The organism is Chryseobacterium flavum (genome assembly GCF_003385595.1).
Lineage (GTDB): Bacteria > Bacteroidota > Bacteroidia > Flavobacteriales > Weeksellaceae > Chryseobacterium > Chryseobacterium flavum.
In genome coordinates this window covers 107,930-127,776 of the sequence record NZ_QNUE01000001.1, presented here as the reverse complement: position 1 = coordinate 127,776, position 19,847 = coordinate 107,930, and the positions used below count along the sequence as shown (strand labels likewise).

Annotated in this window: 13 protein-coding genes; 10 read left to right on the top strand and 3 right to left on the bottom strand. The window is 40.0% G+C overall.

Annotated elements, in window-relative coordinates:
* Positions 1-6: 6 nt before the first annotated feature.
* From DRF59_RS00580 to DRF59_RS00565, 4 genes are read left to right on the top strand one after another with little or no spacing between them, the layout of a single operon-like run.
* Entirely contained in the window at positions 7-717 is a 711-nt protein-coding gene (locus DRF59_RS00580) for an L-ribulose-5-phosphate 4-epimerase (protein WP_115956358.1), read from the top strand.
* Positions 718-756: 39 nt separating this feature from the next.
* Positions 757-2,253 (top strand): L-arabinose isomerase, encoded by a 1,497-nt coding sequence (gene araA, locus DRF59_RS00575; protein ID WP_115956357.1) that lies wholly within the window; start codon positions 757-759, stop codon positions 2,251-2,253.
* A 16-nt stretch (positions 2,254-2,269) separates the two neighbouring features.
* Complete coding sequence (locus tag DRF59_RS00570) at positions 2,270-3,427, top strand: aldose epimerase family protein (RefSeq protein ID WP_115956356.1); 1,158 nt, start codon at positions 2,270-2,272, stop codon at positions 3,425-3,427.
* Positions 3,428-3,430: 3 nt separating this feature from the next.
* The gene (locus DRF59_RS00565; RefSeq protein WP_115956355.1) at positions 3,431-5,158 is read left to right on the top strand and encodes a sodium:solute symporter family transporter; all 1,728 of its coding nucleotides are present in this window, start codon (positions 3,431-3,433) and stop codon (positions 5,156-5,158) included.
* A 405-nt stretch (positions 5,159-5,563) separates the two neighbouring features.
* Here the strand turns inward: DRF59_RS00565 and DRF59_RS00560 are convergent, their stop codons facing one another.
* Together DRF59_RS00560 and DRF59_RS00555 are read right to left on the bottom strand one after the other, a co-directional pair.
* A complete protein-coding gene (locus tag DRF59_RS00560) occupies positions 5,564-7,285 on the bottom strand; it encodes an RICIN domain-containing protein (protein WP_115956354.1) in 1,722 nt (573 codons plus the stop codon).
* Positions 7,286-7,935: 650 nt separating this feature from the next.
* Positions 7,936-8,622, bottom strand: a complete 687-nt coding sequence (locus tag DRF59_RS00555; RefSeq protein ID WP_047422617.1) for an NUDIX hydrolase — start codon at positions 8,620-8,622, stop codon at positions 7,936-7,938.
* A gap of 514 nt (positions 8,623-9,136) precedes the next feature.
* On the opposite strand from DRF59_RS00555, the gene DRF59_RS00550 reads away from it, so the two are divergent.
* Genes DRF59_RS00550 through DRF59_RS00525 form a run of 6 tightly spaced genes read left to right on the top strand, consistent with a single transcriptional unit; the run spans position 9,137 to position 19,095 of the window.
* On the top strand, positions 9,137-11,512 hold the full coding sequence (locus tag DRF59_RS00550; RefSeq protein ID WP_115956353.1) for a glycoside hydrolase family 127 protein: 2,376 nt from the start codon (positions 9,137-9,139) through the stop codon (positions 11,510-11,512).
* A gap of 27 nt (positions 11,513-11,539) precedes the next feature.
* On the top strand, positions 11,540-13,444 hold the full coding sequence (locus DRF59_RS00545) for a sialate O-acetylesterase (RefSeq protein WP_115956352.1): 1,905 nt from the start codon (positions 11,540-11,542) through the stop codon (positions 13,442-13,444).
* 27 nt (positions 13,445-13,471) lie between these two features.
* Positions 13,472-14,917: an MFS transporter gene (locus tag DRF59_RS00540; RefSeq protein ID WP_115956351.1), complete on the top strand. Its 1,446-nt coding sequence runs from the start codon at positions 13,472-13,474 to the stop codon at positions 14,915-14,917.
* 10 nt (positions 14,918-14,927) lie between these two features.
* Positions 14,928-16,037, top strand: a complete 1,110-nt coding sequence (locus DRF59_RS00535; RefSeq protein ID WP_115956637.1) for an endo-1,4-beta-xylanase — start codon at positions 14,928-14,930, stop codon at positions 16,035-16,037.
* A gap of 21 nt (positions 16,038-16,058) precedes the next feature.
* On the top strand, positions 16,059-17,033 hold the full coding sequence (locus DRF59_RS00530; protein ID WP_115956350.1) for a glycoside hydrolase family 43 protein: 975 nt from the start codon (positions 16,059-16,061) through the stop codon (positions 17,031-17,033).
* Between the two features lie 28 nt (positions 17,034-17,061).
* Positions 17,062-19,095 (top strand): alpha-glucuronidase, encoded by a 2,034-nt coding sequence (locus DRF59_RS00525; protein ID WP_115956349.1) that lies wholly within the window; start codon positions 17,062-17,064, stop codon positions 19,093-19,095.
* A 124-nt stretch (positions 19,096-19,219) separates the two neighbouring features.
* Here the strand turns inward: DRF59_RS00525 and DRF59_RS00520 are convergent, their stop codons facing one another.
* On the bottom strand, positions 19,220-19,816 hold the full coding sequence (locus tag DRF59_RS00520) for a hypothetical protein (RefSeq protein WP_115956348.1): 597 nt from the start codon (positions 19,814-19,816) through the stop codon (positions 19,220-19,222).
* Between the last annotated feature and the right edge of the window lie 31 nt (positions 19,817-19,847).

Here is a 19,847-nt window from a genome sequence, read left to right as displayed (position 1 = left end):
CTCAAAATGAATACTTATAAAGAACTCCAAAGAGAATGCTATGAAGCGAATATGCAGCTGGATGCGCTGAAGCTGGTGGTCTATACCTTCGGGAATGTGAGTGCTGTAGACCGTGATAAAGGTGTTTTTGCCATTAAACCAAGCGGTGTTCCCTACGACATTTTAAAGCCGGAAGATATGGTGATTCTGGACTTTGATGCCAATATCATTGAAGGCAGGCTCAGACCCTCTTCCGATACCAAGACCCATGCTTATCTGTATAAAAACTGGGAAAATATCGGTGGAATTTCCCACACACACGCCATCTATTCCGTGGCATGGGCACAGGCACAAATGGATATCCCTGTTTTCGGGACCACCCATGCGGACCATCTTACGACAGATATTCCCTGCGCTCCGCCTATGCGGGATGAACTGATTGAAGGAAACTACGAATACAATACAGGAATACAGATTCTGGAATGCTTTAAAGAAAAACAGCTCTCTCCGGAAGAAGTAGAAATGGTCCTGATCGGCAATCACGGTCCGTTTACCTGGGGAAAAAATGCGGAGAAAGCAGTCTACAACAGCAAAGTGCTGGAAACCATTGCCGAAATGGCTTATCTCACCAGGCAGATTAATCCTGATGCAGAACGTCTGAAAGATTCGCTCATCAAAAAACACTATGAACGTAAGCATGGCAAGAACGCCTACTACGGACAGGAATTTAAACACTAAACACTTCAACATAAACAACTATTAACGATCAACAAAATTATGTTAACACCTCTCAATACTAAAGAAGTATGGTTCATCACAGGAAGTCAGCATCTATACGGACCCGAAACACTTGCCCAGGTGGCAGAACACTCACAGAAAATAGTGGCAGAACTTGAAAAATCTTCTTTCATTCCGGTAAGAGTCATTGTAAAGCCAACGGTAAAAACTACCGAAGAGATATTTGAAACCATTGCCGCAGCTAATCATGCAGAAAACTGCATAGGAGTAATTACCTGGATGCATACTTTTTCACCCGCTAAAATGTGGATCAGAGGATTAAAAATTTTACAGAAACCTCTTCTGCATCTGCATACCCAATTCAACAGAGATATTCCGTGGTCTACCATGGATATGGATTTTATGAACCTTAACCAGGCGGCCCACGGGGACCGTGAATTTGGTTTTATGGTAAGCAGGCTCCGAAAGAACAGAAAAGTCGTGGTAGGGCACTGGTCGGAAGAAAGAGTTCAGAAACAGATCGGTGACTGGAGTCGTGTTGCTGCAGGCTGGGACGACTGGCAGGGAGCTAAATTTGCACGTTTCGGAGATAATATGCGATTTGTAGCTGTTACAGATGGAGATAAAGTGGAAGCTGAAACCCAGTTCGGTTTTTCAGTCAATACCTGGGGAATCGGTGATCTTGTAGGCGTTATCAATTCAATAAGCGAAGGAGAAATAAAAAGCCTGATGGAAGAATATGAATCTTCTTATCACATGGCAGCCTCCCTTTTGGAAGGAGGAGCCAACAGAAGTTCGCTGCACACCGCTGCAAAAATTGAATTGGGCCTTGAGAAGTTTTTAAAAGACGGAGGATTTAAAGGATTCTCTGATACTTTTGAAGACCTTCACGGGCTGGAGCAGCTGCCGGGAATTGCAGTACAGCGCCTGATGCAGAAAGGATACGGATTTGCAGGCGAAGGAGACTGGAAAACAGCGGCACTGGTACGTGCCATGAAAACAATGGGGCAGGGCCTTGAAGGAGGAAATGCTTTTATGGAAGATTATACCTATCATTTAGATCCTTCCAATCCTTCTATTCTGGGCTCCCATATGCTGGAAGTAGATCCTGTGCTGGCCGCCGGAAAACCTTCGTGTGAGATCCATCCGCTGGGAATCGGAGGAAAAGCAGATCCGGTTCGTCTTGTTTTTAATTCCAGAGGAAATATTGACTCTCTGAACGCTGCATTGATGGACTTTGGAAACCATTTCAGACTGCTGATCAACAAAACCAGAGCATTGGAAATTACAGAAGAGCTGCCAAAACTTCCGGTAGCAAGAGTTTTATGGAAACCTCTTCCTGATTTATATACAGCTGCAGAAGCCTGGATACTGGCAGGAGGGGCACACCATACATGTTACAGTGAAAATATTTCGGCAGAACAGCTGGAAGATTTTGCTGAGATAGCAGGAATTGAATCATTAGTCATTGATGAAGATACCAGAATGCGTGATTTTAAAAATACACTTCGTTGGAATGAAATGTATTATCGTTAATTAATTGTAAATAATTATGAAAAAAACAACATATAACGGCATTTTTATTTTATTATTTTTAATTATTTTCGGCTGCAGAAAAGAAAATAACAAACAGGATATTTCAGGAAAAATGGAGAATGTTCAAACTTCAGACTATGGAGTGACGCCCAAAGGCGATTCTATTAAAAAATACACATTAAGCAATAAAAACGGGATGAAAGTTGAAGTCATCAACTTCGGCGGGATTATCACTTCTTTAACCGCTCCTGATAAGAACGGGAAATATGAAGACGTGGTTCTGGGTTTTACAAAACCTGAAGGATATTTCGATGGAAACCCTTATTATTTCGGGGCTTTGATCGGAAGATACGGCAACAGAATTGGCAATGCCAAATTTACAGTCGATGGCAAAACCTATGAAATCAACAAAAATGATGGCCCCAACAGCCTTCACGGAGGAAAGGAGGGATTTCATACCAGATTCTGGAATATTGAGATAGTAAAGGATGCAAAATTTCCGACATTGAAATTATCCTATACCAGCGCAGACGGTGAGGAAGGATATCCGGGGAAGTTAACAACAACTGTTTTCTACACCCTTACAGACGACAATGCATTGGAAATTTCCTATGAAGCTGAAACAGATAAGCCTACTGTAGTGAATCTCACCCAGCATTCCTATTTTAACCTGTCAGGAAATTTTACAAAAACGATTACCGATCATGAACTGCAGATTAATGCAGATCATTTTCTTCCGGTGAACGAAACCTTAATTCCTACCGGTGAGCAGAAAGCTGTAAAAGGAACTCCTTTTGATTTTACGATTTCAAAGCCTATCGGAAAAGATATCAATGCAGAAGATGATCAGCTGAAAAAAGGAAAAGGATATGACCATAACTGGATTTTAAATGGAAAAGGTTTGAGAAGTATCGCGAAAGTGTATCATCAGGGAACAGGAAGATTAATGGAAGTCTTCACGGATGAACCCGGTGTGCAGTTTTATTCCGGAAATTTTCTTGACGGAAAGTTTGATACCAAAACTGGCGGCAAAAATGAATTCAGAACAGGGTTCTGCTTAGAGACGCAGCATTTCCCGGATTCACCAAACCAGCCTTCTTTCCCTTCTACAGAACTGAAGCCCGGACAGAAATACCACTCGAAAACTATCTATAAATTCTCCGTTAAAAACTAAACTATGGGAAAATTAGCAACTATTGATATCATCATATTCCTGATCTATTTCGTAGTAGTAGCTTCCTACGGACTATGGATCTATAAAAAGAAAAAATCTGAATCTACAGGAAGTAAAGATTATTTCCTTGCCGAAGGATCTTTGACCTGGTGGGCGATCGGAGCCAGCTTAATCGCTTCCAATATTTCTGCTGAACAGTTTATCGGGATGAGCGGTGAAGGTTTCTTTGTCGGAATCGCTGTTGCCGCTTATGAATGGATTGCTGCCGTTGCGCTGATCATTATTGCAGTCTGGTTTATTCCAATCTATCTTAAAAATAAGATTTATACCATGCCCCAGTTTCTGGAAAGAAGGTATAACAAATCTGTTTCATTGATCATGGCAGTCTTCTGGCTGTTTCTGTATGTTATTGTGAATCTTACTTCCATTCTTTACCTTGGAGCTCTTGCCATCGATACTTTACTGGGAGGAGAACATCTTCACGGGATTATGATCGCTCTTTTGCTTATGGCTCTTCTGATTGGTCTTGGAGGGATGAAAGTGATAGGATATACAGACGTTATCCAGGTGGCTGTCCTTATTATCGGCGGTTTTGCAACGGTGTATATGGCTTTGCAGATTGTGGACCAGAGAATCAACGGAGAGGCTGTAGGAAATGCTTTAGCAGGATTTAATACCCTGATCAATGAGGCTCCGCAGCACTTTAAGCTGATTCTACAAAAACCAACAACTACGACCACTACGTTGGCAATGCCTCAAAACCTTGATGTACAGAAGTATGTCGTGTTACCAGGTTTGGCCATGTATTTTGCAGGTCAATGGATTGTTAACCTGAACTATTGGGGCTGTAATCAGTACATCACCCAGAGAGCTTTGGGGGCAGATCTGAAGACGGCAAGAACAGGGATTCTGTTTGCTGGTTTTCTGAAATTATTCATGCCTGTCATCGTAATGCTTCCGGGAATTGCCGCTTATGTTTTATATTCAAAAGGACACCTTCCGGGATTCAACGGAGTGAAAGACGGAGCATACTCTGCGATATTAGGATTCTTACCAGTGGGATTAAAAGGATTGGCCATTGCAGCGTTGACAGCAGCGATTGTAGCTTCACTGGCAGGAAAAGTAAACAGTATCTCAACCATTTTTACGCTGGATATCTATAAAAAATACCTTAAAACAGACGCCACCGAAATTCAGATGGTGAGAACAGGCCGCTGGGTTATCATTATCGCAATGATGGCAGCATTGGCCTTTACCTGGACTGACGTTTTAGGAATTGGAGGTGAAGGAGGTTTTACATTCATCCAGAAATATACAGGCTTTATCAGTCCGGGAGTTTTTGCTATGTTCCTTCTGGGAATGTTCTGGAAAAGAACAACAGGTACAGCGGCTTTGGTAGGAGTAATTTTAGGTTTTGTTCTTGCCATTTTCTTCAACAGCTTTGCCGTGGGAATTTTCGGGAAAGAAACCTGGATGTATACCGCGTTCACTTATGAAAAGCTTGAGAACGGAGTAGTGCATACCATTACCGAAATTCCTTTCCTGATCAATATGGGATGGTCGTTCTTTATCACGATAATCGCCATGATCCTGATCAGTCTTGCAGGTCCGAAGGTAAATCCTAAAGCTTTTGCTATTGATGTGACCATGTTTAAAGTGGATAACAGAACTTTAGTTTTGATCGTGATGACACTGCTTTTACTGACTGCCTTGTATGTAAGGTTCTGGTAAACGTTGAATATGCTATAAGTGAATAGTCAATATTGAATTTGTTTCACTGTCAATTTTAGAATTATCTTGTGAAGCAAAATTGGCTTTTCACACATTATTAAAAATAGGATGCTTTTTGAGCATCCTATTTTTTTGTTTCAGAATTAGCTATATGCACTTCTATTGCGCTTAGTTCATCTCAATATATTTGAATCTGAACTTTAGCTTTGATCGTATGCAATGCTTTTACCGATTATTTTGTGTAGATTGAATATATGACAAAAGTGAATAGTCAATAGTGAATTCGTTTTACTGTCAATTTTAGAAACTCATCATTGACTTGCGAAGCAAATTGACTTTTCACATCAATAAAAAAACCAGAATGCTTAAAAAGCATTCTGGTTTTTTTATTATGTCTCCTGACAATTAGTTCATTCCAATATATTTAAACTTGAACAATTGACATGAAGTACCGTAATAATCCCAAAGGTGTAAGTTTGAATTGCCATCCATGGTACAGTTGGGAATATCCCAGCCACGTGTAGGGTCCACCTTGGACAGAATTTTATAATAACCATTGGAGACAGCGACTACCTGCCAGGCTTGTGCATCATTACCATAGTTTTGCCAAAGCCTGATTGAGGTTCCCAGTGTATTACTATTGCTGGCTAGATCAATACAGCGATTGGTTGCACTCGCTTTGGATACAAAACGCCAGTAACCATTGCCGGCGTCAATTGCAACCCAGCGTTGTGCAGCAGCACCATTCCTTGTCCATGGTCTTAACACTGCGCCATTAGCATCCTCTCCGGATTTTAGATCAACTACTTTATTGGCATCGGTCTGAAACTCGATCTCGTAAATACCATTATTAACCAGGCTGCTGGTTGTATTACAGTTTCCAACAGGATAATTGGAGGATGCATATTGCTGGAACCACTGTTTAACTGGTGCGGCGCAGGCTTCCCAATCGTTGTTGTAGGCTGTTCCTGCATTAGGATCGCCTTTGTGGAGGAGATTATCCGGGGCAAGAACATTCCAGCTTACATTGCCTGACTGATCCACGATATATTTTAAATTGGCACCAAATCCGCTTCCGCCTGCCGTACCTGTTGTACCGATGCCGAAGGTACCATATCCCTGAGGTGCCCAGTCGGTCTCGGTAATGGCAATTGGTGCAATGTCTGCGATTGGTTTAACATTGATATTCCATGCATTCTGAAAGGCTTGATAGTTGTTGACACCACCCCAGTAACCCGGATAGATATGAACAGCATAACCAATATTACCACCCGTAATCTGGTTATTGACATAGCCTTGATAATGTGATTGCCAGCCTGTACCCGGTATCCAGCAAACATTATTGGCTCCATTGTTGCGAATAATGTTAACCAATGGCTGGAAGAAGTTTTTAAGTGCTGCAAAGTGCTCGTTTCCTGTCGATCCCCATGTGCCATTTGTACCCAGAATCTCAACAGGTTCGTTGGCTAATTCGAACATTACATTGTCAGCGTTCTTCAATCCGGGATGTTGAGAAAGGAAAGTCCATACCGTCTTAAGATAGCTATGGTACGCATCATTCACTGCAATACGGCTCGGACATACACCTGGCGGACGTAGGATGACATACATTCCCAGGCTGCGGGCATGGTTGATCAGTGGGATTATCACCTGATCTGTATAAGTTACCAGGCGGTTATAATTGAATCTTGAGATATCGTTCTCAGGGATAGCCGGCCCGGGATCATTGGTCCAATACGGGTCAATATGAAGGCGGATGTAATTGAGATACCAGCCATCAGCAGCGCTGCTGAGCTTGTTCATAACAGCTTTATTATAGTTCAGTGCGCCCTGCACATTGTAATTATCCCAGGTACAGTAGCCGGAATTGGCGCCATACTGACAGCCATTGAACCAGGGGCTTGGAGTTATGGCGACACCATGTAAGACAACATTATTGTTACAGGGGTCTTTAAGGTATTTGCCTCCGACATGCAGCATTGGTGTTGCTGCCAATGCTCTTGCACTACCGCTGGTACTTAAATTGGTTTCAGGTTCTTCTAGTAAATTTTTTTCATCCATCGTAGAACAGCTGGAAAGAATGATTAACAGAAAGGCCAGAAAAAGCCACATTTTGTTTGCTTTCATAATTTGATATATTTAAAGTTTGGTCTTATTATTTAGCCGTCAATATTTTGATTCTCCATTCTGCGCAGGAGTGTTGCGTAGATAAGAACTTCTTAATTTTATTAACGGTGGATTTGAATAAGGATTGATTTCAGATTACTAAACCGGTTAATCTGCTTGTCCCCATATTTCCTTACCTGATTTTTCAATACTGGTTTCAGGTAGAATAATGGAATCATTTCTATTCAGTTGCAATTTGAAAATCTTTTTCTCTCTTTTTCTGGTTCCCACGAAGTTAAGTTCGGGGTTTGTGAAAATTTGAGTTGTTATTAAATATGGTTATTAGCTTTGTATAAAAATACACATAATATTAAATATAAATCAATATTTTATCAAAAATTAACAAAAAATTACATATCATAAATAAGATTATAAACCATATAATTATAATGCATTGTGTGGTAGGAGAAAAGAAAAAACCTTATCATAAATTTTTATTACGATCATTCTGAAAAAAGACAAAATAACTGTTTGGCTTGCTTGAAATTTCCGCCAGGAACACAAAAAAATCTCACAAAAGTGAGATTTTAATAAGAGTATGCTGAATTTTGTATAATGTTAAAATATTAATTTTCTGGAATACTTTTTCCAAAATTAAACAGGCTGGTCTATCAGATTTTAAACATAAATCCCCGCGAGATTTTTTTATTGTATTTTTTTTCATCAAACCGGTAAAGAAAAGATCCTTTTCTGGATGACGTCATATCCTTTTTATTCGTATTCACAAGGATATCCATACTGTTGATCTTGCTGGTAAAATTCCGCTTGTCAAATTTTTCATCAAAAATAGCTTCATACAGATTCTGAAGATCTTTCATTGTGAACTTCTCAGGAAGAAGCTCAAATCCTATAGGTCCTGTGGAAGCTCTTCTTCTTAATCTTGCTACAGCATCCTTTACCATTTCGTTATGATCGAAAATAAGGTCAGGAGCTTTCTGAAGTTCCACCCATTTTGCACTGTACTGCTCATTGATCTGGATATCTTTCTCAATATTGATCAGTGCATAATAGGAGATAGACATGATTCTGGCCGTCGGCTCACGGTTAATTTCCGTATAACATTTCAGCTGTTCAAGATAAATATTTTCAAGACCTGTCAATGTACACAGAACTCTGTTAGCCGCCTCATCAGAGGTTTCCTCACTGCCAACGAAGCCACCCATCAATGACCATTCGCCCATCTGAGGTTCAAAATTTCTTTTTACCAAAAGGATTTTAAGATTTTCGCCGTCAAAACCGAAAATGATACAGTCAACAGCAACAAGGTGTTTGGGATATTGGGAGTAATCCTCAGTCATCTTTTATATTTTACTACAAAGGTAAAGCTTTTATAAATACGATATTATATAAATGTGATTCATACACTTTTAAATCTGAATGATTTATTTCATTAAAATTATTCCTAAAGGATATTTTGGGAGATAAAACCGTCATCAAAACCGGAAAATATTATTAAAATCAGGTTAATCATACATGAATTGAATGTTAAAATTATGTTAAAATACAAATTAATGTTGATAATGATTAATAAACAGGACTTAACGTTAAAAATACGATAAGGTATTTGTTATATTGTTGAAATTTCTTTCAAAACACGTCCTGAAGTCATTTTTATAGGGAATGTTATGATTTTAAAGTTTTGTTTTCATGGTATTTGAATATCTTACTTTTTATGATAAGGTAGTGTTCTTTTTGTTATTTTCAGGGCTTTACCGGGAGTTTTAAATGAAAAAATAATGGATTCAGACTCAGGAAATGTTTCGTATATAGATTCTTTCTGTTATTTTAGAAATGTTGAATTAACATTTATCCATGACCCCAAAACTTTCGGTTATTTTATTGTGTTTTGCTTCATTTGCCTCAGCGCAGATGAATAAGAAAATTCATTATTTCCCTTTGGAAACTGTAAAGTTATCAGAGAGTGTTTTCAATAAAGCTATGATAGCAGACCGTCAATATCTCATGGCTATGGAACCTGACAGGCTGCTGGCTCCTTATCTTAAAGAAGCCGGGCTGAAACCCAAGGCAGATAATTATCCTAATTGGGAAAATACCGGACTGGACGGGCACATAGGAGGTCATTATATTTCTGCATTATCTTTAATGTATGCCTCTACAGGAGATACCGCAATACAACAGAGAATTGATTATATGATCAATGAATTGGAAAGATGCCAGAAAGCCTCTCCGGACGGATATATTTCTGGGATTCCCAACGGGAAAAAGATATGGAAAGAAATAAAACAGGGAAATATTCGCGCTTCGGGCTTCGGTTTGAACGACCGTTGGGTACCTTTATATAATATTCACAAACTGTACTCAGGGTTACGCGATGTCTATTGGTATGCGAAAAATGAAAAAGCAAAGGCAATGCTTATAAAGCTTACAGATTGGATGGTAAATGAAGTTTCAGACCTTTCTGATGAGCAGATACAGGATATGCTGCGTAGTGAACATGGAGGGCTTAACGAAGTTTTTGCAGATGTTTATGACATTACTCACGATAAAAAGTATCTGAAACTGGCTCACCGATTTTCCCATCAGGCTATTCTTACGCCGCTCTTATCGGGAGAAGATAAGCTTACAGGACTTCATGCCAATACACAGATTCCAAAAGTAATCGGCTATAAGCGTATTGCCGATCTTGAGAATAATACGTCCTGGAGTAATGCTGCTGATTTTTTCTGGCATAACGTTACAGAGAAAAGATCGTCAGTTATTGGAGGTAACAGTGTCAGTGAGCACTTTAACCCTGTTAATGATTTCAGCAGTATGATAAAAAGTATTGAAGGTCCCGAAACCTGCAATACCTATAATATGCTTAAGCTGACCAAAGAGCTTTATGCAACACTACCCGAATCTTACTACATAGATTATTACGAAAAAGCATTATACAATCATATTCTTTCCACAGAAAATCATGATCAGGGAGGCTTTGTGTACTTTACGCCAATGCGTCCCGGACATTACCGTGTGTATTCACAGCCTCAGACCAGCTTCTGGTGCTGTGTAGGATCCGGAATGGAAAATCATGCCAAATATGGGGAAATGATTTATGCCCGGTCAGATAAGGATTTATATGTGAACCTGTTTATTCCTTCCACATTGACATGGAAACAGCAAAATGTAGTGCTCCGTCAGGTTAATAATTTTCCGGAAGTTCCTGAAACAACATTAATCTTTGATGCTGCAGGAAAATCAGAATTTGATTTAAAACTTAGATGTCCCGAATGGACCACACCTTCGGAAGTAAAAATTCTGGTCAACGGAAAACAGGAAAAAGTACAGCGTGGTTCCGACGGCTATTTTACGCTGACTAAAAAATGGAAAAAAGGTGATGTTGTGAAAATGACCTTGCCGATGCAACTTTCTGCAGAACAACTTCCTGACCATTCCAATTATTATGCATTTAAATACGGTCCTGTAGTGCTTGCCGCAACATACGGGACCGAAAACCAACAGGGACTTCTTGCGGACGATAGCAGAGGCGGCCATATTGCTCATGGTCCGCAGATTCCTTTAAACGAAATTCCAGTTATCCTTGGAAATCCTTCTGAGGTGGTCAGCCATGCTACACCTTTGAACAATAAACCGCTCACCTTTGCCGTTACAGGTCTTTATCCGTCTGAAAAATTTGGGAAAGGTTTAGATCTTGTACCGTTTTACAGTATTCAGGCAGAAAGATATATTTTATACTGGCCTCAGGCTGACAAAAACGGAATAGAAAATACATTGAAGCAAAGGGCAAAAGAAGAAGCAGAAACCAGAAAACTGGATATGATCACCACAGATAAGATCCAGCTGGGAGAACAGCAACCGGAATCAGATCATTTTATAGAAAGCAAAGACTCAGGTACAGGGTATATGGAAGACCGCCATTTCCGTGATGCCAAAGGCTGGTTCAGTTACCAGATGAAAAATAACGGAAAAAATGCTTCATATCTTTACCTGCTGTACTTTGATGCGAATACCAGCCGTACGCTGAATATTGAGATCAACGGTAAAAAAATCATTACCCAAAATCTGGAAGGAAAGTCCGGAGCCTTATCTCAATATCTGGTCATTCCGATACCGAATTCGGAAAAGAATAAAGAAAATCTCACGGTAAAATTCCTGGCAGACGAAAAACTGATGACTGCTAAAGTCATTGAACTCCGTTTACTGACAGAAAATTACGAAAAGAAATAAATACAGAATTAAAAACAGATTTTTCCCATGAAAAATAGAACCTTATACTTATTATTTTTTCTTGCAGCCATTTGCGGTTTTGATGCAAAAGTAAGGCTGCCTGCTTTGGTTTCAGACGGAATGATCCTTCAGAGAAACCAGGATCTTAAGATCTGGGGATATGCAGATGCAGGAGAAAAAATTACGGTTAAATTTGTCAATAAAGCGTATCATACAACAGCAGACCAGAATGGGAACTGGGCTCTTATGCTTCCAAAGCTTAATGCCGGAGGCCCATATACCATGACGATTAATGAGATCACCCTTAAAGATATTCTCATTGGTGATGTATGGGTAGCTTCAGGACAATCCAATATGGAGCTTCCGATGCGCAGGCTGACACCTCTTTATGAAAGCGAAATTAAAAACGCCAATAATCAGAATATAAGATTCTTCACAGTTCCGCAGAAATACAATTTTAAAGCTCCGCAAAATGATCTTGACGGAGGGAAGTGGGAAAGTACCAATCCTCAGACTATTCTTGATTTTTCCGGGGTTGCCTATTTCTTTGCCAAAGAACTGAATGAAAAAAATAAAGTCCCGGTAGGAATCATTCATACCAGTCTGGGAGGTTCTCCGGTTCAGGCCTGGATGGATGAAAAATCACTGAAAAAGTATCCGGGATATCTTGCGGAAGCAGAAAAATGGAAAAATGATGACCTCATACAATCTACAGAATCCCAGGAAAGATCATTGAGCAAAGCATGGTATGCAGAGCTGGATCAGAGTGATATTGGGTTCAATCAGCACTGGGAAAAAGATAACGCCAATGATTCCGGATGGAAGACCATGATGGTTCCGGGATCATGGGAAGATCAGGAAGATTCGTTTGACGGTTCGGTATGGTTCCGTAAAGAAATTATCCTGCCAAAAGGAGTGGATCAGAAAACAGCATTTCTCAATCTGGGAAGAATAAAAGATGCTGATATTACCTACATTAATGGAGTAAAAGTAGGAAATGTAACCTACGAATATCCGCCACGCTGGTACGACATTCCGAAGGGTGTTTTAAAAGAAGGAAAGAATATCATTACGGTAAGAGTCATCAACGGCAGCGGAAAAGGACAGTTTATTGCTGATAAACCGTATTATCTGGAAATTGACGGACAAAAAACAGACCTTAAAGGCGAGTGGAAATATAAAATAGGAGCAAGAATGGAAAAAATGGCTCCCGGACAAACATTTATCCGCTGGAAACCGGTAGGTCTTTACAATGCGATGATTAATCCGCTGATCAATTATAAAATCAAAGGATTTATCTGGTACCAGGGTGAAAGCAATACCGGGAAACCAAAAGAATATGGAGATTTATTGTCAACAATGATTTCAGACTGGCGTTCAAAATGGAATAAGAATGATCTGCCGTTCTTCATTGTGCAGCTGGCCAATTTCATGGAGAAAAAAGATGAACCGATTGAAAGCAACTGGGCTGAACTGAGAGAACAGCAGAGACAGGTTTCTCTTAATGTTCCTTATTCAGGACTTGCGGTAACGATTGATGTGGGAGAATGGAACGATATTCATCCGCTCAATAAAAAAGCAGTAGGTGACAGGTTGGCTTTGCAGGCCCTGAAAATCGGGGAGGGCAAAAAAATCATAGCTGATGGACCCGTTTATCAGTCGATGAAGACAGAAGGCAATACCATTATTTTATCCTTTAAAACCGGAACAGATGATCTGGTACAGGGAGAACTGAAAGGTTTTGCCATACAACAGAAAGATGGCAGCTACCAATGGGCAAAAGCAGAAGCAAAAGGAAATAAAGTGATGGTATGGAATGATCAGGTCACCAGTCCTGTTAATGTACGTTACGACTGGGCAGACAACCCGGACGGCAACCTTAAAAATAAAAGCGGACTTCCTGCTTCACCTTTTACAACAGAAAAAAATTAATTAACATAGAAAACCTTATTACAATCAATGGATCATCAGCCACAAAAAATATCGGTAATAGAAAAAGTAGGGTATAGCCTGGGAGATCTGGCAGCCAACCTTGTTTTTCAGACATTAGTCACCTACCTGACCTATTTTTATACGGATATTTACGGACTCAAAGCAGAAGATGCTTCTGTTATCACCCTTACGGTAGGTTTAATTGCTGGGTTTGGCTTTAACCCGCTTATCGGAGCGTTGGCAGACCGTACAAGCTCACGATGGGGGAAATTCCGTCCATGGATTTTATTTACCGCTGTACCGCTTGGTATTGCAGCTCTGTTAGCCTTCAGTACACCTCACTTTTCCTATCAGGGTAAAATGATCTATGCTGCGGTTACCTATTCATTATTATTGTTATTATATGCTTCCAATAATTTGCCATATGCTGCTCTGAGTGGCGTTATCACGGGAGATATGGGAGAAAGAAACAGTATTTCTTCGTACCGTTTTGTAGCGGTGATGTTTGCACAGTTCTTTGTACAGGTATTTATGCTTCCTATCATTTTATATGTAGGACATGGAGACAAAGCACAGGGAATTGAGACCGTTATGACATGGCTGGCGGTGATCGGATCCATCATGCTTTTGATTACCTTTTTTACGACCAAAGAAAGAATCATTCCCAAGCCGGAGCAGAAATCAAGTCTGAAAGAAGATTTAAAAGATTTATTCCAGAACAGACCGTGGATTATTATGCTTACCGTGACAGCATTTATATTCATCACGCTGGCCATGAAAGGAGGATCTTACGTATATTATTTTAACAACTATGTGGATGAAAATGCATTGAAGAACTTTATATCACCTATTACAGCATTTTTTAATTCTGCAGGGATGAATTTCTTTGGAGAAGATCCCAAGTCTGCAGGATTCGGATTGTTTAATGCAGGAGGAATTGTGATGATGATTGTCGGCATTACCTTCTCTAAAAAACTGGCAGACAGATTTGGAAAAAGGGACACTTTTATCGCCTCATTGTTCATCTCTACACTGTTTATCCTGTTCTTTATATTTTATCCTCCGAAAGCAGTGGGGGTTATGTTCCTGTCACAGATTTTACACGGGTTCTTTTACGGAATCAGCACGCCGCTTTTGTGGGCGATGATTGCTGATGTGGCCGACTATTCGGAATGGAAGAACAACCGCAGGGCTACCGCTATCATCTTTTCTGCCATGATGGTAGGACTGAAAGTAGGTCTCAGCATAGGAAGCTCTCTGGTGGCATTGATCATTGGAAAATACGGATACATTTCCGTACACGGGAGCGAACAGGTGATTCAGCCTGAAACAGTGGCAGCAGGAGCGAAAATGCTCGTGAGCATATTCCCGTCTATTCCGTTCTTCATTGCCTGCGGACTGCTTTTATTTTACAAAATCAATAAAAAAATGGAAGTTCAGATTGAAAAAGATCTGGCTGAAAGAAGAAAATAAAAAAATTACTATGAAACGTATTTTAATTGGTTTGGCGGCTCTTACCGCTTCCGGGCTGTCGGCGCAGAAATCTGACGGTACTTTAAAAAAAGCATTTCAGGATAAATTCTATATCGGAACTGCCATGAGCCTTCCCCAGATTGACGGGACAGATAAAAAAGCGGTAGCCATTATCAGAAATCAGTTCAGCTCTGTTGTCGCTGAAAACTGTATGAAATCTATGTTCCTGCAGCCTCAGGAAGGAAAGTTCTTCTTTGATGACGCCGATAAATTTGTTGATTTCGGAATAAAAAACAATATGTTCATCATCGGGCATACATTAATCTGGCATTCACAGCTTCCAAAATGGTTCTTTTTAGACAGTAACGGAAAGGATGTTTCTCCGGAAGTATTGAAACAGCGCATGAAAAGCCATATTACAACGGTAGTTTCCCGTTACAAAGGGAAAGTAAAAGGATGGGATGTGGTGAATGAAGCCATTCTTGAAGACGGAACCTATAGAAAAAGTAAATTTTACGAAATCCTGGGTGAAGATTTTATTCCTTTGGCATTTCAGTATGCACAGGAAGCCGATCCCAATGCAGAATTATACTACAACGATTATAATGAATGGTATCCTGAAAAGGTAAAAACAGTCATTACAATGGTTGAAAAACTTAAATCAAGAGGAATTCGTATTGACGGAGTAGGAATGCAGGCCCATGTCGGAATGGATAACCCTTCTATCGATGAATATGGAAAAGCAATTCTGGCTTATTCCAATGCCGGAGTTAAAGTCAATATTACAGAACTGGAAATCAGTGCACTGCCTTCTCCATGGGGAAGCTCTGCCAATGTTTCGGATACTGTTGCTTATCAGAAAGAAATGAATCCTTATACCAAAGGACTTCCCAGGGAAGTAGAAATGAAATGGGAAAAACGTTACCTTGATTTCTTTGGCTTGTTCTTGCAACATAAAGATAAAATAAGAAGGGTGACCTTATGGGGAGTTACCGATAAGCAGTCCTGGAAAAACGATTTTCCGGTGAAAGGAAGAACAGATTACCCGTTGCTGTTTGACAGGAAAGATCAGGAAAAACCTGTAGTACAAAAAATAATAAAACTGGCAGAGAAAAATTAAAATCAATAGAATTTTTACTTAATGAAAAAATCAAAATATTTATTCCCGGAAGATTATATGGCAGATCCTTCCGTTCACGTTTTTGAAGATAAAATCTATATTTATCCTTCTCACGACCGCGAAAGCGGAATTGAAGAAAACGATAACGGAGACCATTTTGACATGAATGATTACCATGTTTTCTCAATGGATGATGTAGACAGCGGAGAAATTAAAGATCATGGCGTAGTGCTTTCGGTAAAAGATATTCCATGGGCAGGGAGACAGCTTTGGGATTGCGACGTAGCCTTTAAAGAAGGGAAGTATTATATGTACTTTCCTTTGAAGGATCAGAATGATATCTTCAGAATCGGTGTTGCCGTGAGTGATAAACCTTACGGACCTTTCATCCCTGAAAAACATCCGATGATGGGAAGCTACAGCATCGATCCCTGCATTTTTGAAGATAAAGGAAAATATTATATGTATTTCGGAGGGATCTGGGGCGGACAATTGCAGCGTTACAGAGATAATAAGGCACTTGAATCTGCTATAATTCCAGAAAATGATGAACCCGCAATCCATTCAAAGGTAGCTCTGCTGAGCGATGATATGCTTGAATTTGCGGAAGCTCCTAAAGACGTTGTCATCATCGATGAAAACGGAAAACCGCTGCTTCATGGGGATAAGCACCGTTTTTTTGAAGCATCATGGATGCATCAGTACAACGGTAAATATTATTTTTCTTATTCTACAGGAGACACCCACCTGATTTGCTATGCAACCGGGGATAATCCTTACGGACCGTTTACTTTTCAGGGGGAAATTCTTACTCCGGTGGTAGGATGGACAACCCATCACAGCATCGTGGAGTTCAAAGGAAAATGGTATCTGTTTTTCCATGATTCTGTTCCGAGTGGTGGTAAAACATGGCTGAGAAGTATGAAGGTTGTTGAACTGGAATATGATCACGAAGGTAAAATCAAAACGATTGAAGGTCTTGATGACCAGTCATAGCCATCTTTAATTAATTTAAAATTTTTCAATGCGATATCTGAGACTCAACATTCTATTTTTTCTGATATTTCCTTTACTGGTTTTCGCGGAGGACGGAAGTCAGCTCTGGCTTCGGTTTCCTGCAAAAAACGGAATATCAGCAGATAAAATTATTTCCAAAGGCAGCAGTCCAACCCTGAATATTGCCAGAAAAGAGCTGGGCAGCCACTGGCAGGGACAGACGGTGGAACTTCGTACCGAAAACAAAGAAAAAAACCTGAAAGACGGTTACAGGATTGTTTCCACGCCTGAAAAAATTGTTATTTCTGCGGGCAAAGAAATAGGACTGTTGTATGGAGTCTATCATATTTTAAGATTACAGCAGACAAAAGCCGACCTGTCTCATTTAAATACGATAGAAAAGCCCTCATACGATGTAAGGGTTCTGGATCATTGGGATAATCTGGATGGAAGTATTGAAAGAGGCTATGCCGGAAGATCACTCTGGAAATGGGAAGATTTACCCGGGAAAGTTTCGCTGCGTTATGAAGAATATGCAAGAGCCAATGCTTCTGTAGGAATCAATTCCGTTGTTTTGAATAATGTGAATGCATCACCCAATATGCTTAGGGAAGATTATCTTAAAAAAGTAAAGGTTCTGGCCGATATTTTCAGGCCTTATGGCATCAAGGTATATCTTTCCGTGAATTTTTCTTCACCTAAAGTGCTGGGCGGATTACAAAATTCAGATCCATTGAATAAAGACGTACAAAAGTGGTGGAAAGATAAAGCAGCTGAAATTTACAGATTAATTCCTGATTTCGGCGGGTTTTTGGTGAAAGCCAATTCCGAAGGACAGCCGGGTCCTCAGGATTACGGAAGAACCCATGCAGACGGAGCCAATATGATGGCTGATGCCCTGAAACCTTACAACGGGATCGTCATGTGGAGAGCCTTTGTCTACAGTCCGAGCAAAGACGACAGAGCCAAACAGGCTTATCTGGAGTTTGTCCCTCTGGACGGTAAATTCAGGGATAATGTGATTATTCAGATCAAAAACGGGCCGGTTGATTTCCAGCCGCGTGAAGCTTTTAATCCACTTTTCGGAGCTTTGAGAAAAACTTCTGAAATGGTAGAGTTTCAGATCACTCAGGAATATCTGGGCTTTTCAAATCATCTGGTTTTTCTGGCACCTTTATTCAAAGAAACACTGGATAGCGACACCTATTCTGACGGACAGGGATCCACGATTGCAAAAATTACAGACGGCACCTTAAGACCTGCAAAATTGACAGCCATTTCAGCCGTTGCCAATATCGGGGAAAACACGAACTGGACCGGACATCATTTTGCACAGGCCAACTGGTATGCATTCGGCAGATTAGCATGGAATCATCAGCTGAGTTCAGAGCAGATTGCTGATGAATGGATTAAAATGACCTTCACAGACGATCAGAACTTCCTGAATCCGGTAAAAGAAATGATGCTTTCTTCCAGAGAAACTGCTGTGGATTACATGATGCCTTTAGGACTTCATCATATCTTTGCAGGAGGTCATCACTACGGCCCTGAACCGTGGGGAGATTATAAAGGCGGAAGACCGGACTGGTCCCCTGTCTATTACCATCAGGCTGATGCTAAAGGAGTAGGTTTTAACAGGACAAAAACAGGAAGTAATGCCGTTTCACAGTATTTTCCGCCACTGAATGAAAGATACGGAAATATCTCAACCTGCCCGGAGAATCTTATTCTTTGGTTTCATCATGTTCCGTGGGATTATACAATGAAAGATGGAAAATCTTTGTGGGATGAGCTGTGCTATACGTATGATTCAGGAGTAAAAAAAGTAAGGGATTATCAGAAAATCTGGGATAGAATGGAACCGTATATTGATGAACAGAGATTTGCCGATGTTCAGTCAAAACTTAGAATTCAATCTAAAGATGCGGTATGGTGGAAAGATGCCTGCCTGCTGTATTTCCAGACTTTTTCCAAAAGACCTATACCTTATGATATAGAACGTCCTGTTCACGAACTGGAAGATCTGAAAAAGATTAAACTGAACATGGGTCATCACAATTAAAAAATGAGGCAGCTCTTTTTCCTGATTGGAAATGAGCTGCCTCAAAACAATAAACTGTAAGTAAAATTTTAATCCAAAATAATTGGAATGATCGATAGGTCAATCTATCTGTATATATTCCGCTTTATCGGAGAGAAATTATCTTATTAAAAACATTTCCGTTTTCTTCAACCTGGATAATATACTGATCTGCTGTTTTAGGATCAAGATCAAAAGTGATATCCACCTTGCCGTCAGCATATTTTTTGTTCGAAGTATAATATGTTGTATTGGAAAGATCATATACTGAAATGCTTACGGGTCCTTTTACATCAGACATGTGAAGCTTGGCCATATGACCGGAAATCGTATATTCAGGCTTATGCACAGCGCTTACAGGTGTTTTTTCCACCTCCATTACATTTTCAGCGTTAATTTTTATCTTGTATTTTTCAATTTTTGCTTCTGATTCTGCTACCAGATAATACGTTCCGGGTGTAAAACTCTGGAAGTCATAAGTCTTGATCACATGATCTCCATCTGCAAGATTTTCGGAAAATAGTTCGTCATGGGCAGTGTTATAAACAAAAACAGAAACACTTTTAGCATTTGAAAGCTCAAAATTCAAGGTTTTGTCTTGTATGTTTCCAAAGGAAAGGGAAAAATCTCTGTCCTTACTCATTACATTTGCTGAAACCAATAAGGCCCCTGCAAAAAATACGGCTTTTAATAATGTGCTCATGGGTTAAGGCTTTTAGGATTACTATTGCAAA